This window comes from Pseudomonas sp. AM4(2022) (genome assembly GCF_036346515.1).
GTDB lineage: Bacteria > Pseudomonadota > Gammaproteobacteria > Pseudomonadales > Pseudomonadaceae > Aquipseudomonas > Aquipseudomonas paracarnis.
Map to the genome: position 1 here is coordinate 1 of NZ_JAOTNW010000040.1, position 16592 is coordinate 16592.

Genomic DNA, 16592 nt, shown 5'->3' on the forward strand with positions numbered 1-16592 from the left:
TAACGACGTCTACAAAGGCGACCAGACCGTCACAACCGCCATCAAAGGCGTGACCGGCGGCGAGCATTTCGAAAACCTGGTCCCTGGCACTACCGCGGTGAATACCACCGTCACCGACACGCCGGGCACCACCGACCTGACCACCGTCACCCTGACCGCCCCGACGGCTGTCAACGAGGGCGGCCAGATCACCTACACCGCCACTTTGAGCAACAAGGCCGGCAGCGATATGGTGGTCCAGCTCGATAACGGTTCGAGCATCACCATCAAGCAAGGCGCGACCGTGGGCACGGTGACCGTCCCTGCGCCGACTGATGATGTGTTCATCGACAAGAGCACCCAGACCGTCAACATCACCGGCACTACCGGCGGCAATTTCGAAGGTGTGAGCATCACACCAGGCGGCGCCACGACTACCATCAACGACACCATCGACGACGTGACTGTGGTGCTCAAAGCCACTGGTTCTGTCAGCGAAGGCGGGCAGATCGTGTACACCGCGTCCCTGGTCGACAAGAACGGTGTGGCGGTGAACAACGTTGGCTCAGACCTGGTCGTCAAGCTGGATAACGGCTCGACCATCACCATCGGCAATGGCAAGTCCACCAGCTTCACCACCGCCACCGCACCTAACGATGCGTATGTCGGCGCCAATGACGTCACCACCAAAATCACGGGTGTGGTCAGCGGTGGCGACAAGTACGAACACTTGATCGTCGACGGCAGCACCGTGGTTACCAAAGTGACCGATGTGGTCAGCAACACCACCATCAGCATTACCGGCGATGCGTCGGTGACTGAAGGCGGTACGGCGCACTACACGCTGACCCTGAGCAACCCGCCGCAAACCGACGTGACCGTGACGCTCAAGTACAGCGGCACCGCTACCGACGGTTCAGACTTCAATGGCGTGTACACCGTGAAGATTCCGGCAGGCTCCAGCAGCGTACCGTTTGATATCCGCACGCTCGACGACAAGATCACCGAGCCGACTGAAAATATCGTCATCACCATCGACAAGACCACTGGCGGCAACTTCGAAAACCTGGTGGTCGGCAATGGCAGTGTTACCACCAACATCATCGACAATGATGCGCCGCCGGTCATCGACCTGGATGCCAACAACTCCAGCGGCGCCAGCGGTGCGGACTTCAAGACCACCTTCACCGAAGGCGGCACCGGTGTGTCAATTGCTGACACTGACATTAAGATCACCGACCCGGACAGCACCCAACTGACCGGCGCCACCGTGGTATTGACCAACAGCCAGCCAGGCGACTCGCTGAACTTCAGCGGCGTGAGCGGCATCACCGTGACCCCGACTACCGACCCTGCCACCGGCAAAATCACCTTGACCTTGACCGGCACCGCGTCGCTGGCCGACTACATGCAGCAGATCAAGAACATCACGTTCACCAACAACAGCCACGACCCGAGCACCACGCCGCGCACCATCACCGTGACGGTGACCGATGGCGGCAACTACTCCAACGTGGCCACCACCACCGTCAACGTGGTAGCGGTCAACGATGCACCAGTGGCCACTGGCGGTGCCGTGACCGGTACGGAAGACACGGCGCTGGCCCTGACCTGGGCCAACTTCGGCGTGAGCGATGTGGACTCGCCACAAGCCAGCCTCGGGGTGAAAATCACCGAGCTGCCGGTAGCCGGCAAGCTGCAATACCTGGCGGCGGACGGCAGCACCTGGACCAACGTGACCAGCGGCCAGACCTTTACCAAGGCTCAGATCGATGGCGGCCAACTGCGCTTTACGCCGAACGCCAACGAGTCCGGCGCCGACGGTTACGGCGGCACTGGCGTGGGTAACAAGCAGGCGGACTACGCACAGTTCAAGTTCCAGCCAACCGATGGCAAGGACCTGGGCACCAGCGCCACGGTGAAAGTCGATATCACGCCGGTAGCCGACGCGCCGACCCTGAGCGTGGCAGACAACAACGTTGCCTCCACCGGCCTGGTCAAACAGGGCTGGAACAGCATTGCCGGCCTCGGCAACAACGGCAACGGCGCTGCACCGGATGTACTGAAAAAAGCCATCGATAACGCGGGCACACCCAACAACACCTCTGTGGTGACCAACGTCGAGTCCGTCGACAACGTCACCGCCGGTTCTGGTTCCAAGATCTCTGGCCTGATCTACATGGAAGCGGGCAAGAGCTACACCTTCAGCGGTATCGCCGATGACAGCGTGGTGGTCAACGTTGGCGGTAAAGACGTCGCCAGCGGTTTGTGGGGTACCAACAGCGGCAAGTTCAGCGGCACGTTCACGCCAACGACCACCGGTTACTACAGCCTTGAGATCTACCAGGCCAACCAGGCGGGCCCAGGCAGCTTCGACGTCAACCTGTCGGTCAACGGCGGGGCGGTGCAGAACTTGAGCACCAGCACCGTGCCGTTGTACACCGGCCTTACCGACCTGACCAACGCCGGCGTCACCGTGTCCGACCTGCATGGCAGCAACGGTGACGGTTACTACGTGGGCTACAAGCTCAACGAAGGCCAGGAAAACGGGACGGTCAAACTGTCCAAAGTCACCACCGCACTGACCGATACCGACGGCTCGGAAACCTTGAGCGTGAAGGTCAGTGGCATTCCGGCAGGTTCGGTACTCACCGACGCGTCGGGCCACACCTTCACAGCGAGTAAGACCGTGGGCGAAGTCAACGTCACCGGCTGGGACCTGAACACCCTGAGCATCAAGCCGCCGACCTACTACAGCGGCCAGTTCAACCTGACGGTCACCTCGACCTCCACCGAAAGCATTGGTGGTTCGGCGACCACCACCGCGCAATTGCCAGTCACGGTGCACCCGGCAACCTACAACCCGGTAACCGGCACTTCGGGCAGCGACACCATCAATGGCAGCGATGGCAACGACATCGTCGTGGCCGACGTCGCCGGCCTGAACGTGGTGCAGGGCAAGAACTACAACATCGCGTTCATGATCGATACGTCGGGCAGTATGGGCGCGAGCTCGATAGCGGCGGCGAAAGCCTCGCTGACCACCACGTTCAACTCGCTGAAAAACAGTATCGGCTCCAGCACCTCTGGCACCGTGAACATCTTCCTGGCGGACTTCAGTGACCAGGTCAATCGCACGGTGACAGTCAACCTGAAAGACCCAGGTGCGTTGGATTCGCTGCAGAAAGTCCTGGATTCCATGGTGTCTACCGGCGGGACCAACTACGAAGATGTGTTCAAGGCCGCGTCCAACTTCTTCAAAAGTGCCCAGGCGACTGGCAACACAGACGCAATCAACACAACGTACTTCATCACCGATGGCCAGCCGACGTTTTACCAAGCGGCCGAGCAGACTAACCCGTACTTGTACGGCAACGTCAGGCTCGATGATGTCGTCACCATGAACAACTACACCATAGGCACCGCCACCCGGATCAACATCGACTCGAGTCACTTAATTGATATCGACTCTGCTGGCAAGGTAACCCTGTGGACCAACAACTGGTGGGGCTGGGGGCAGTCCAACCCGGGAACAATCCATGCCCAAGGGGATGGCACCTATGAAATTTCGGTACAAGGCGGCCTCGGGTACGAGACCGACTACTCCACCACCCTCAACTCCAACAGCGCGTTCGCACTGCTCAAAGGCCTGTCCACAGGTGGCGTAGAAGCCATCGGCCTCAACAGCGGGGTCAGCTTGAACCAGCTGGCTCCGTACGACAGCGATGGCAAGCCGCAAGCCAACATCGATCCGAAGGACCTGGCCAATGCGATCCTCGGCCACACCGAGGCGACGTTGCCTGGCGCAGACACCGTCATCGGGGGTGATGGCAACGACATCCTGTTCGGCGACCTGGTGAGCTTCAGCGGGATCAACGGTGAGGGCTACAACGCACTGCAGGCATTTGTGGCGCAGAAGACCGGCGTGGCTGTCTCTGCGGTGACCGCCTCTAACGTTCACCAGTACGTCACCGAGCACTATGTGGACTTCGACGTCTCCGGCGCCAAGGATGCCAACGACACGCTGCTGGGCGGCGCTGGCGATGACATCCTGTTTGGCCAGGGCGGCAACGACACGCTCGACGGTGGCAAAGGCAATGACATCCTGCTGGGTGGCACGGGTAACGACACGTTGATTGGCGGCCAGGGCAACGACATCCTGATCGGTGGCTCGGGTGCCGACACCTTTGTGTGGAAGTCTGGCGACATCGGCAACGATGTGATCAAGGACTTCAAGGCCTCGGAAGGCGACCGCATCGATCTGCGTGATTTGTTGAAAGGTGAAACCGACAGCACCATCGACAACTACCTCAAGATCACCACGGTAGACGGCGTGTCGACCCTGCAAGTGAGCAGTGAAGGCAAGCTCAACGCCGCCGGTGGCCTGGCCAATGCCGATGTGACGATCAAGCTGGAAGGCAACGATTGGTCCCACACCAGCATCAACTCGCTGATCAGTGGTGCCGACCCGACCATCAAGATCGACCACACTTAAGACACGATTAATCGGCCGCCCTTTCAGGCGGCCGTTTTTTTTGGCCCGCGGGTGGCTGGCCCTGGCGGACGGGGCATCGCATACTCACGCCCATACACGCCGCGTTGACCTATGCTGTTGAACGCCTGTGGCGCATTTTCGAGGGGTTGTTATGTTTTACGTGCAACGTGATGCACAGGGCGCGCTGGTTCGCGTAGAGGCTGCTGCCTTTACCGAATCCACTGAAACCCTGCCGGCCGATCACCATGAGATACAGGCCTGGTACGCCAACGAAGTGGTGGAAACCAGCCTGGCCCAGCTCAAACAGAGCGACTTGGAGATGATCCGGGTGCTGGATGACTTGATCCAGGTGCTGACCCGCAAGGGGGTGATCAGCGTGACCGACCTGCCGCCGGCAGCCCAGGCCAAGTTGATGGACCGTAACCAGGCGCGGGAAGCGTTGGGTGGGTTGAGCCAGTTGATCGATGATGACGAGAAAGGATTGATTTGATCCAACCGTTCCTACGCACTGTAGGAGCGAGCTTGCTCGCGAAAAAACTCAAATCGCCACGGGGTGTCAGGCTTTGCGCGTTATCGTTGGCGATCTTCGCGAGCAAGCTAGCTCCTACAGGTAATTACTTCCAGGGCGCGGGCTCGCCAAACAGTTGGCCCTGCACACCGAAAATCCCCATCTCACGAATCACCTTCAGTTCGCCCTCGGTCTCTACACGCTCGGCAATCAGCGGCAGGTCGATGCTATGGGCCGCTCGCTGAATAGCTTCGATAAACAGGCGCTTGTCACTTTCCTGGTCGATGGAGCGAATGTAGCTGCCGTCGATCTTCAGGTACGCCAGGCCCAGGCGCGCCAGATTGCCGATCATGCTGAACCGCCCACCGAAACGTTGCAGGCTGAGGGAGAAACCCAGCTCGCGCAGGCGCTGGGTCATCTGTTCCAGCACGGGCTGCTCAGGCAGTTGCTCTTCACCGATCTCCAGGGTAAGGCGCGGGCCCAGGTTGCTGTGCTGGCGTAGCAGGTCATATATACGGTTCAGAGCCTGGGTGTCCTGCAAGGTCGCGGCCGAGAGGTTCAGCGCCAGGTTCTCGGTGTGGCTGCTCATCTGCTTGAGCACCTGCTCCAGCATCAGGCGGTCCAGGCGGGCCGACCAACCGAAGCGCTCAAGCCACGGCAGGAAGCGGCCGGCCGGTATGGTGTGGCCGTCCTCGCCCTGCAAGCGCGACAGCACTTTGTAATGCAGGACCAACTGTGGATCCTGGCTGGCCACCACCGGCTGGAAGTACAGCTGGAAGCGCTGTTGGGTCAGGGCCTGATCCAACAAGGTATGCCAGGCATGGTGATCGTCTCCCACGCTGGCGGCGGCGCTGCGGTCCAAGCACACCCAAGTGGTGTCGCCCTGCGCTTGGGCCTGGGCCAGGGCCTGGTCGGCCAGGGTCAGCAGGGCTTGGGGCGCATCGCCATGGCTGAACGGCGCCAGGCCGATATAGGCGACCGGCGTAACGTCGCTGGCACCGGTCGCTTGCAGGCTGAGCAAAGTGCTTTCCAGATTCTGCGCCAGTTGCACCGCTTCTTCACGCATCAACCCTGGCGCCAGCACAGCGAACTCACCGCCACGAATACGGGTGACGAGGTTATGGGTTTCCGGGTACGGCGCGCACTGGCGCAGCAATTGTTGGCCAACCGCTTGCAGCAACTGGTCGGTGCGCTGGCCGCCCAGGCGCTGGTTGAGGCCGGCCAGGTCCTTGACCCGCAGCAACAGCAGGTAGCCGGAGTTGGTTTCTTCCGGGTTACTGACGCGGGCATTGAGCTGCATCTCGAAATAACGGCGGTTGGCGAGGCCGGTGAGGTTGTCCTGATAGGATTCAGTGCGCAGTTTTTCGCTACGCTCGGCCTGCTCCTGGAACAGCGCCTTGAGCTTTTCCACCATCTGGTTCATGGCCTGTACCACGCGCCGCAGCTCTGGCGTGCGGGGTAAGTCAGGCAGGCTGAGGAACTCGCGGCGGGCAATGGCGTGGGACTGTTTGACCATATAGTCCAACGGCTTCAATTGCCGGCGCAGCAACAGCCCACCGAGCACCACGCTGACCGCGCCGCACAGCAGCAACCAGCCCAGGCTGCCCAGGGCGCTTTGCCAGAGCTTGGCCAGGGCGAACATCGGATGGCTGACCACTTCAACCCGCGCGGCCTGTTCCCAGCCACGACTGACCAGCGCATCACCACCGGCCGGCTCCAGGCCGATCAGCTTGACGAACCAATTGGGCACGCCGTTGTTGTCAGGAATACCGCTGCGCTCGACGATGGTTTTGTCGGTGGCCAGGTCCACGACGCGGATGCTGGCGTAGTAACCGCTGTCGAAGATCGAGCTGACCAGCAGCTCCACCATGGCCGGGTCGTCGATATTCGGGGTCAGCGACAGCGCCAACGCCGTCGCGGCATCCTGGGCGTGGGAGCGCAGTTGGTTGACGTATTGGGTGCGCGAGCTTTCCAGGCTGACCATGAAGCTGCCGCTGAAGGCGACCACCAGGAACAGACAGATTGCAATCAATAGCTGTTTGAACAGAGACATCCGATCAGTTACTCCTAGTTGGCAGGCTCGGCTGGGAAGCCTTCCGCACGCATTTTTCTCAACACATCCTGCCAGCGCGACAAGCGTTTGGTATCACCGACTTTCTTGTTGCCCTTGGCACCGGGCAAGTACAGCCCCTCGGCGTTGAATGAGTAAACCGGGACCAGATCGGTACGACGGGTGGCCGGCAGGATCTCATCCATCAGGCTGTCGAGCACCAGTGGGACAGCGTCTGGGGTCGAATAATAGGTCAGGACCATGTGCGCCCGATTCTGCCGCAAGGCCTTGACGTAGGTAATGCGCAATTTGTCGCTGGACACACCCAGGTGACGCAAACTGAAATACTTTGCGATGGCGTAATCTTCACAGTCACCAGCCCCCTTCCAGAGTGCTTCGACGGGTGTCTCCCAATAATCGACGACATGCCAGAGATCGATGTCTTCCACGTAGGTCATTTGCTTGTTGAAGAACAAATTGACGACCTTGAGCTGCTCCTGCTCGCTGACCTGTTTTTCACTCGCCAATAGCCGCTGCCAGGCGTCGATACGCTGCTGGCCTTGCCCCAACGGGCCGTAGACGGCGGTGGCCTTGCGGCTGATCTGCGAGAAATCCCAATCGGCACGCAGCCCGCCGAGCATCAGGCCAGCCAGTAAAATTGCTGATAAAAGCCAGCAAAGCAGTCGATAGGGAATAAAACTTACCGCCAAAGTGTTCAGTCCATGAAAGAGACGGAATTTCAAGGAATGGTGAAGCCTGGCCCTACAAAAAACAATGGCACAGTGCAATCATCCCAGGGGGCGGTGTTTTTATAACCGCCCCTTGTGAGAGACACAAAGTATGCTGTGTAAGCCCTTACAAACGGAAACTCTGGCTGTTTGACAAGCGCCTGGCCCATCTTTAGTGTTCTTTGGATCCAATTAGCCAACCTATTATTCAAGAAAGGAGGATAGCGCAACCGTGACGCAGAAGCCGAACCCATTAAGCAGCATCAAAATCAGCGGGCCTATTCCCGCCCATCTTGCGCGCTCCGTTATTGAAGAAACCTTGCGTAATGCCATCCTCGATGGGCGACTGCCCTGTGGCACCGCCATGCGCCAGCAAGAACTGGCCAGCCTGTTCGGCGTCAGCCGCATGCCCGTGCGTGAAGCTTTGCGCCAGCTGGAGGCGCAATCCTTGCTGCATGTGGTGACTCACAAGGGTGCCGTCGTTGCCCCCTTGATCGAGGACAATTCGGCAGAGACCTATGCCTTGCGCATGTTGCTGGAGTCCGAAGCCTTGCGCCTGTCGATTCCGCTGCTCACCGACGCGGACCTTGCTCAAGCCGAGGCTTGTATCAATTCGCTGGAACGCGAAAAAGACTACACCGAGATTGGTCGCCTCAATCGCTTGTTTCACATGGTGCTATATGGCAAGGCGCCCAACCAGCGACTACTCACCCTGGTCGAGCACGGTTTGAATGAGGAGGAGCGCTTCCTGCGCTTCAACCTTGAGGCGATGGGGCTGGGCGAGACCTCCCAGGAAGATCACCGCGAACTGCTGAGCCTGGTGGCGCAGAAGAAGGTCGAGGAGAGCATCCTCACGTTGCGTAACCACTTGATGCGAGGCATGGGGGTGATCGCCACCTACCTCAGCAGCCTTGAGAGCGCCGACAAAAAAGCCGTGCAGTAAGTTTTTTTGCTTTTGCCCTTAATCCTCAGGTGATGGAGCAGCTTCCCTATCAGGGGTGTTGCTCCATCAGAAATGTTTAAAAAAACAACTAAAGAACAATTAACGCCGACTGAGTGTACGGAAAAATCCCACCTATAGCCGGGCAACTTACCGCACATATAAACATCGGCAAAGTCCTTTAATACATTTGCATACCGGTTCAAACATTCAATCAGCTTATTATCTTCGCTCAGCAAGCCACGCCTTCCCATACCGCTGCGGCCGCCTATTTAAATGGTAGCGCCGTGCGCGTGAACGCGATCAAGTTACTCTTGCACCCACAACTATAACAGTCCAACACTGCTTTTAAAGCACTCGCAACAACTATAGGCGTCAACCATGCATCACTATTTACTTGAGCAAAAAAAACAAAAACTGTTCGACCACCCGTTATTTATAGAAATAACCACCGTTGGCAAGTTACAACACTTTATGGAACACCATGTATTTGCTGTCTGGGACTTCATGAGCCTGGCCAAACGCCTGCAACAGGACCTCACGTGCACGCAGTTACCCTGGCTCCCCTGCGCTGCCCCCCGTGCTGCCCGCCTGATCAATGAAATCGTGCTGGCTGAAGAGTCGGACGAACACCCGACACGGGGCTATTGCAGCCACTTCGAACTGTATCTGGACGCCATGACGGAAGTGGGCGCCAGCACTTTCGCAATCACTCGCTTTATCGACCTGCAAAGCCAGGGAGTGGAGGTAAGCGCAGCCTTGCAAATGATCGATGCTCCCCTGGGCGTGGCCCGCTTCGTCGACAGCACCTTACAAATCGCCTTGAGCGCCCCAACCCACTGTGTGGCGGCGGCATTCCTGCATGGCCGCGAGAGTGTGATTGCGTCTATGTTCGAGAGGCTTTTGCATAGCCATGCTTTCATAGGTCGGCAGGCCCCTACGTTATGTTACTACCTCAACCGCCATATCGAATTGGACAGCGATGACCACGGCCCTGCGGCGCAACAGTTGCTAACGCACCTGATCGACGCCGACCCCAGTCGTCAGCAACAAGCCGATAGCGCCGCCCTGGGCGCCGTAGAAAGTCGTATTACTCTCTGGGACGACGTGCTGACCTCGATGCAAGAGGTACGTCCGTGAACGCCGCCAACTACCAATCCTTTGCCGATGACTGGGAGCGTCGCGCAACCATCCGCACACGCCCCCGGCGGATGTTGGAAGACGACGACAAACTCATCTTCCCCCTGTGCCGCCAGCCTCTGGTATTGAGTGCGACCTTTCTCAAGCACTGCCCGCAATGGCGCGACTTCGTGCTGGTGCAAAGCTTTTACAAATTCATCAATGACGTGGTGATTTTCGAAACCGAGATCGTCGACAAAACCGCGCGCAGCATTGCTAAAGATCGCTTCTCCCTGCCCTTCCCGCTCGCCTGCCGTTACGACGCAATGACGGTCGTTGTCGACGAGGATTACCACGCGCTGGTCGCGCTGGATTTCCTGCAGCAAGCCGTGGCCATGACCGGGATTCAACCGCTCGATCTACCCGGGCAAATTGAATTGAGCCGCGCGCTGCCGGCAGCCCAGGCACAGGTACCGACATATTTGCACGATGCCGTTGAGCTGATCGGCGTCGCCATCGCTGAGAACACCGTCACCCAGGACGTTGCAGCGTTTTCCAAAGACGGCAGCGTCAAATCCTCTGTCCGCGGCCTGATGGCCGATCATCTGTTTGATGAAGGGCGGCATGCGCGGTTCTGGACACAGTTGGTGCGCCTCTACTGGCAGTCGGCAAGCCCGCAAGATCGCGACCACATCGCTCAAGCCCTGCCCGTGTTCCTGACGCACTACCTGACCAACGACCTACAGAAAGACTTCGATTTGCAACTGATCGACCACTTGGCGATCAGTGCCGACACTCGCGTGGCACTGCGCGACGAAATCCAGGCGCTGGACTTTCCCATCACCCACCAACATCCGCTGGTGGCCAATATCATGGGCTTTGTGCACCACAGCGGTGTACTGCAAACTCCCAGCGTGGCACGAGCTCTGAGCGACTACCTGCCCGTATCGAGGAGGTTGGCATGAGGCGCTTGCAGATCGAGTGGCGTGGTACCAGTAACGTGCTGGCGGCGCTCAGGCAGGAGCTGGAACAATATGGGCATGTGGCAGGAACAGGGTCTGTCGACCTGGTGATTGAAGACGGGAGTCAGCCGCTGCCGCCCTCGTCCGCCCGTGCGCCATGGTTAAGCTTGCGCGTGGGTATCGGCCCAGTCTTCGAACACGGGCTGCCCTCACTGCAGTTGCGCTGCTATGACCGTGAGCGGCGCCTGCTGGCGGTGCACAACGTTGCCCAGGAGCCCAGCGGCAATGGGCAGCGGTTGCGCCAGCAGGCAACGAATGCAGGGGTGGAGTGGGCTGCTTTGTTGGTCTGCGGTTTCTCAAGAGACCCCGCTTATTTCTCGGCAACGACCACTGCTAACGCCTGGCCTGAACAGGGCCTGCAAGGGCTGGATGCCTTGGCTTTCATGCACCGGTTCAACCACACGACGGCCCCTGCCTTACTGCAAGCGGCCCGGACGCCCATGATCGAACGGCTACAGGCCAGCCTCAATACCTTCGCGCATCGAACAGTGCTGAACATCGCCGGTCATGTGCTGACTTATCGGCAGCTCCAGCAACAAGCCATGGCAATCCAACAACGCCTGCTTCCCCTGCTGGAGGGTGTCGAGTCACCACGCGTGGTCGGCGTATGCCTGGAGAAATCCGCCGAGCTGTACGCCAGCATTCTTGCCGTGCTTGGCTGTGGCGCCGTGTATTTGCCGCTGGTTCCGGACCACCCGGAGCAACGCCAGCACTGCATGCTGACCAGCCTGAAGGCTTGCGTGCTGCTGGAGAATGGCAAGCACCCGTTGCGAGAGCGTTTCGTTTCACTTGATGTGAGCCAGGTGGCCGCGCACAGCGTCGACATGACGCAACCGCTGATGCGCCATCATCCCGGTGGCGACGAGCCCTGCGTGGCACTGTTCACCTCGGGTACCACGGGCCAGCCTAAAGGGGTACTGCTGAGCCAATACAACTTGGCGCATTTCACGGCCTGGCTCATCAATTGCGTGGCGTTGGATCAACACAGCCGCGTCCTGCAGTTTTCGCCGCTGGGCTTCGATTCGTCACTGATCGATATTTTCCCGGCCTTGATCTCCGGCGCCGAGTTAATTGTTCCCAGCCAAGACCAACGTCACGACCCTCAGCAACTGGTAGAGCTGATTCGCCAGCAACGCGTCACACATGGGTTTTTACCACCGGCGCTGCTCAGTATCCTGCCTTTGGATCAACCCTTGGGCATGACTCATCTGCTGACCGGAGGCGATTTCTGCGAGCCCTGCGTGATCGAACAACTGGCCGATCAATGCCAATTGCATAACCTCTATGGGCCGACCGAGACCACTGTGTTGGCGACCCATCGGGTGTTCCAGCGAGGTGACAGCCATCGCAATATCGGCCACCCCATTGCCAACAGCCAGGTGCTGATTCTCGACGAGAACCTGCAGCCTGTGGATGAACAGGTAATGGGGGACTTGTACATTGTCGGCCCAGGCGTAAGCCTCGGCTATTCGAATACACCGACGCGGGCCGACAGTCCGTTCGTGGCGCTGACACTGCCAAATGGCCAAGTGCTACGGGCTTACCGCAGCGGCGACTTGGCGAAATGGACGCAAGAGGGCATTGAACTCGGCGGCCGCCGGGATGAGCAAGTCAAGATCCGCGGGTTTCGAGTCCAGCCTCAGGATATTGAACAGTGCTTGCGCGATAGTCGCTTGTTTCGCCAAATGGCAGTAGTGATCGATGCGGCACACAGAGTAATTGGTTTTGCCGCCCAGCCAGAACCTGGCGCTACGCTGGCAAGCCTGAAGGAACATGCTCGCCAGTGGTTGCCCGCACACATGCAGCCCAGCGCTTGGAGCGAGCTGGCATGCATGCCCCATTCGGATAACGGCAAGATCGATCGCAAGGCTTTACTGGCCATACCAATACCTATACCCATCGGGATGAGTCGCTGCAGCGTACAAGACCCTTTGCAGGCCCAACTGGCTGACCTGTGGGGTGAGCTGCTGAGATTACCCGCTGGCGAACTCTCGATTGACGAGAGTTTTTTCAACCTCGGTGGCCACTCCATCCTGTTGTCGACCCTGTTGATACGCCTGCGCGAGCAGTTTGGCCGTAGCTTCTGCCTGAGCCCTTTTTTTGAGACGCCGACCATCCGCACTTTGGCCGCACTCATGGAGGGCGGTGCGCTGCCCGATACCCCGTCCAACCAGATGGAGCAAGATGCAACGCGAGCACTGGAGGTCGAGGTGCTGCCCCAGGCCCTTGCGGGAGATTTGCGCAAAGCCATCGTCACCGGAGCGAACAGCTTTGTCGGGGTGCATATCGTCCAGGCGCTTCTGGCTGGCGGAGCGCAGGACGTGGCGTGCCTGGTACGTGAGTTGCCCGGCCATTCGGCGGCGGCAAGGTTCGCCCAGGCGTTACGTGAATACCGCTTGGAACATCTGGACCTGAGCCGAGTGCGGGTATACGCCGCCGATATTCGTAAACCCCGCCTGGGCTTGGCCGACGACGTGTACGAGTACCTCGCCCGTCATTACGGCGTGGTGTTACATAACGCCGCGCAGGTCAATCATGTGATGGATTACGCCTCACTCGCCGAGGATAACGTCGAGCCGGTGCTGGAGTGCCTGCGTCTTTGCGAGACCCACTGCAAGAAGGTCCTCAATTTCATCTCGACGCTGTCAGCCTGCAGCAGCATGGATGCCGATGGGTACGTTCTTGAAACACCTGCCAGCCGCACACTGCCGCTCTACGTGAAAAATGGCTACAACCTCTCCAAGTGGGTAGCCGAGCGGTTATTAGGACGGGCAGTCGAACAAGGGGCATGGGTCAATATTCATCGCCCGGGGAATATCAGCTTCAACAGCCAGAACGGCGTCTGCCAGCCACAGAAAAACCGCTTGATGTTGATGCTCAAGGGGTCCCTGCAATTGGGGTTGGTCCCGCGACTGGACGCCAATTTCGATCTGATGCCGGTGGACTTCCTGGCTCGTTTCATCGCCTTCCACAGCGCTCACTTTGACCCTGGGCGAAATGTGTTCAACCTGCACAACCCGCTGCCCTTGAGTTGGGATCAGTACCTCGATGCATTCCGCGAGGCTGGGCACGTTTTTGACCGAGTCAGCGTTGAGCACTGGCAACGGGCATTGCGCAACGTAAGTCGCGATAACGCGCTGTTCGGGGTGCTCGGCTTTTATTTGGACGGACTGGGCGAAGACATCGGTGACACGTCGATGATCCGTTACGACAATGCCCGGTGGGGCTTGGAAAGAATGGGGATGTGCTATCCACCCAAGAGCCAGGCGCTGTTACGCAAAGGCTGCGACTATCTGCGCGCTATTAATTTCCTCTGAATAGCACCCTGGACGTAGGGCCACGCAATCGGAGCGAGGGGCCTCGCTCCGATGCGGTCAGGATCAGATCTTGAAACTATCGACCAATTGCTTCAGTCGGCTGGCCTGCTGGGACAGCGCATCGCAGTCCTTGAGCGTCTCGTTGAGGTTGGCCACACCTTGCTGGTTCAGCAGGTTGATCTGGTTGATATCGACGTTGAGGGTTTCAACCACTGCGGTCTGCTCTTCGGTGGCGGCCGCGACGGATTGGTTCATGCCATCAATCTCAACGATACGTTGCGTCACGCTGACCAGGCGTTCACCTGCCTGGTTGGCGACTTCAACACTTTCTTCGCTGGAAGCCTGGCTGGCGTTCATGGTGGTCACGGCTTCACGCGAACCCACTTGCAGCGAAGTGATCATCTTGTGGATTTCTTCTGCCGACTCCTGGGTACGGTGCGCCAAATTACGCACTTCATCAGCTACGACGGCAAAACCACGCCCTGCTTCGCCAGCACGAGCCGCTTCGATCGCCGCGTTGAGGGCGAGCAAGTTGGTTTGTTGGGAAATGCCTTTGATCACATCCAGGATGTGCCCGATGTTGTCGGTACTGGCGTTAAGGGTTTCGATCTGAGTGCAGGACAGGCTGATCTTTTGCGACAACTCAGACATCGCCTGGATGGTTTGTTCCACCACTTTACGACCATCGTCAGCTTGTTCGCTGGCACCACTGGCATGCTGGGACGCATCAGCGGCGTTGCGCGCGATTTCCTGGGTGGCGGCCCCTAGTTCGTTGATGGCTGCGGCCACGCTGTTGGTACGCGCGCTCTGTTCGTCAGAACCGATGATCGACGCATTGGATGAAGCCATCACACGCTGGGACAAATCGTGCACCTGGCGCGTTGCCGAAGACACTTCGGAAATCGACGCGTGAATTCGCTCGACGAACTGATTGAATGCGCTGCCGACCTCGCCGAACTCGTCTTTGCTGGTCACGTCCAGACGTCGGGTCAAATCACCTTCGCCTTGGGCAATGTCCTGCATGGCCACGCCCATGGTGGTCAGCGGGCGCAACAGGACTTGAATCAACAGGCTCAGGAGTACCGCAATAGCCACAACGGCAATCAACATCGCAATCAAGGCCGAAGTACGGAATTTGCCCAGCGGGGCATAGGCTTTTTCTTTGTCGATCGAGAGGCCGATGTACCAGTCAGCGCCAGGCAAGCCGCTGATAGGCGTGAAAGAGAGGATGCGATCCTGTCCGTTGAGTACGACGTCCTGATTGAGCTTCTCAATGCGCACGTTGGTGCCGGGATAGATGTCTTTCAGGTTTTTCATCACCTGGTCCTGGTCTGGACTGACGATGACCTGGCCATCGCCGCTGACCAGAAACGCATGGCCAATGCCACCGAAGTCTACCGAGTTGATGATCTTCACCAGTGTCTGCAGGCTCAGGTCACCACCGACAACACCCAACAACTCGCCGTTCTTTTTCACCGGCATGGCAATTGTCACGATCTGACCGCCCACAGCTGCCATATAAGGCGGAGTAAGCATGGTTTTGTCCGCCACTACTGCTTGCTTGTACCAAGGGCGCTGACGAGGGTCGTAGTCGTCAGGCATCTTCGCGTCAGGTCGCTGGGTGAATACCCCATTGGTTTGACCTACATAGGTGAACTGGAAATTGGTGGTGAATGCTGGCTGATCGACCAAACCTGGGAGGTCGGCGGTGCTGCCCTGGTGGGCAACGTTCTGCGCCAGGTTCTCGAGGACCAGGATGCGACCACTCAGCCAGTTCTGCACACTGCTGGCGGTGAGCTCGCCGGATTGCTGGATGGACGACGTCAGGTTTTGCCTGATGGTGCTGCGCTGCAGGTAGTCGTTGTAGAGGGTGAATAACGCGAAGGCTAAAACCACGACGCCTGACGCGGCCAACAGAATTTTATGACTGAACTTGAGATTCATTTCATCGACTTCTTTTGCCAAAGGGGGGTGAGCGTGCCGAGTGGAACATTCCATGTAACGGGATAGGCGGACTCTGCGGTCGCTCTATTTCGGTGCACGCATGGCTCGTCAGGCTTTCGGCCAAACCTCGACAAATCTTAGAAATTTGTGAGAAGCATCTTCTTTTAGCGTAGAAAACCGACAGGCGGTAGGGATAAAGCAGATTCGCGGTGATGAGCTGCCCCAAACGACAAAACCCCTGTCTGCGTTAGCAGACAGGGGTTTCGGAATTCAATCTTGACGATGACCTACTCTCACATGGGGAAACCCCACACTACCATCGGCGATGCATCGTTTCACTGCTGAGTTCGGGATGGGATCAGGTGGTTCCAATGCTCTATGGTCGTCAAGAAATTCTGTGTACCAGACCGTTGCGTTGGCAACGTGCCGGTGAAATTCATGAGCTTCTACATAAACAAAACCCCTGTCTGCGTTAGCAGACAGGGGTTTT

8 protein-coding genes, 1 rRNA gene and 2 pseudogenes are annotated in these 16592 nt (G+C 58.5%); 6 read left to right on the plus strand and 5 right to left on the minus strand.

Annotation, left to right across the window (positions count from 1 at the left end):
- Nucleotides 1-4474, plus strand: a pseudogene (locus ODQ19_RS27525) (LapA family giant adhesin); the annotation flags it as partial.
- Nucleotides 4475-4625: 151 nt separating this feature from the next.
- The gene (locus ODQ19_RS27530) at nucleotides 4626-4964 is read left to right on the plus strand and encodes a hypothetical protein (protein ID WP_003187438.1); all 339 of its coding nucleotides are present in this window, start codon (nucleotides 4626-4628) and stop codon (nucleotides 4962-4964) included.
- A 16-nt stretch (nucleotides 4965-4980) separates the two neighbouring features.
- On the opposite strand, the pseudogene ODQ19_RS28315 reads toward ODQ19_RS27530, so the two are convergent.
- From ODQ19_RS28315 to lapG, 3 genes and pseudogenes are all read right to left on the minus strand, one after another.
- Nucleotides 4981-5070: pseudogene (locus ODQ19_RS28315) on the minus strand (outer membrane lipoprotein carrier protein LolA); the annotation flags it as partial.
- Nucleotides 5071-5088: 18 nt separating this feature from the next.
- Nucleotides 5089-7035, minus strand: a complete 1947-nt coding sequence (gene lapD / locus ODQ19_RS27535) for a cyclic di-GMP receptor LapD (protein WP_330211779.1) — start codon at nucleotides 7033-7035, stop codon at nucleotides 5089-5091.
- 14 nt (nucleotides 7036-7049) lie between these two features.
- Nucleotides 7050-7673: a cysteine protease LapG gene (gene lapG / locus ODQ19_RS27540; RefSeq protein WP_225931476.1), complete on the minus strand. Its 624-nt coding sequence runs from the start codon at nucleotides 7671-7673 to the stop codon at nucleotides 7050-7052.
- A 319-nt stretch (nucleotides 7674-7992) separates the two neighbouring features.
- Between lapG and ODQ19_RS27545 the strand changes: the two genes are divergently transcribed.
- From ODQ19_RS27545 to ODQ19_RS27560, 4 genes are all read left to right on the plus strand, one after another.
- Entirely contained in the window at nucleotides 7993-8703 is a 711-nt protein-coding gene (locus tag ODQ19_RS27545; protein ID WP_330211780.1) for a GntR family transcriptional regulator, read from the plus strand.
- A 378-nt stretch (nucleotides 8704-9081) separates the two neighbouring features.
- Complete coding sequence (locus tag ODQ19_RS27550) at nucleotides 9082-9840, plus strand: DUF3050 domain-containing protein (protein ID WP_330211781.1); 759 nt, start codon at nucleotides 9082-9084, stop codon at nucleotides 9838-9840.
- Nucleotides 9837-10784, plus strand: coding sequence for a diiron oxygenase (locus ODQ19_RS27555; protein WP_330211782.1), 948 nt, complete (start codon nucleotides 9837-9839; stop codon nucleotides 10782-10784). The genes ODQ19_RS27550 and ODQ19_RS27555 overlap by 4 nt, the downstream gene beginning before the upstream one ends.
- Nucleotides 10781-14158 (plus strand): amino acid adenylation domain-containing protein, encoded by a 3378-nt coding sequence (locus ODQ19_RS27560; protein ID WP_330211783.1) that lies wholly within the window; start codon nucleotides 10781-10783, stop codon nucleotides 14156-14158. The genes ODQ19_RS27555 and ODQ19_RS27560 overlap by 4 nt, the downstream gene beginning before the upstream one ends.
- Before the next feature lie 63 nt (nucleotides 14159-14221).
- On the opposite strand, the gene ODQ19_RS27565 is transcribed toward ODQ19_RS27560, so the two are convergent.
- A complete protein-coding gene (locus ODQ19_RS27565; protein WP_116665317.1) occupies nucleotides 14222-16102 on the minus strand; it encodes a methyl-accepting chemotaxis protein in 1881 nt (626 codons plus the stop codon).
- A 274-nt stretch (nucleotides 16103-16376) separates the two neighbouring features.
- Nucleotides 16377-16492: ribosomal RNA gene (gene rrf, locus ODQ19_RS27570) — 5S ribosomal RNA — on the minus strand.
- Between the last annotated feature and the right edge of the window lie 100 nt (nucleotides 16493-16592).

Bases quoted from the DNA above. Each gene is read 5' to 3' on its own strand.
- ODQ19_RS27530 (WP_003187438.1), top strand. From the start codon at position 4,626: ATGTTTTACGTGCAACGTGATGCACAGGGCGCGCTGGTTCGCGTAGAG.
- lapD (WP_330211779.1), bottom strand. From the start codon at position 7,035: ATGTCTCTGTTCAAACAGCTATTGATTGCAATCTGTCTGTTCCTGGTG.
- lapG (WP_225931476.1), bottom strand. From the start codon at position 7,673: ATGCTCGGCGGGCTGCGTGCCGATTGGGATTTCTCGCAGATCAGCCGC.
- ODQ19_RS27550 (WP_330211781.1), top strand. From the start codon at position 9,082: ATGCATCACTATTTACTTGAGCAAAAAAAACAAAAACTGTTCGACCAC.
- ODQ19_RS27560 (WP_330211783.1), top strand. From the start codon at position 10,781: ATGAGGCGCTTGCAGATCGAGTGGCGTGGTACCAGTAACGTGCTGGCG.
- ODQ19_RS27565 (WP_116665317.1), bottom strand. From the start codon at position 16,102: ATGAATCTCAAGTTCAGTCATAAAATTCTGTTGGCCGCGTCAGGCGTC.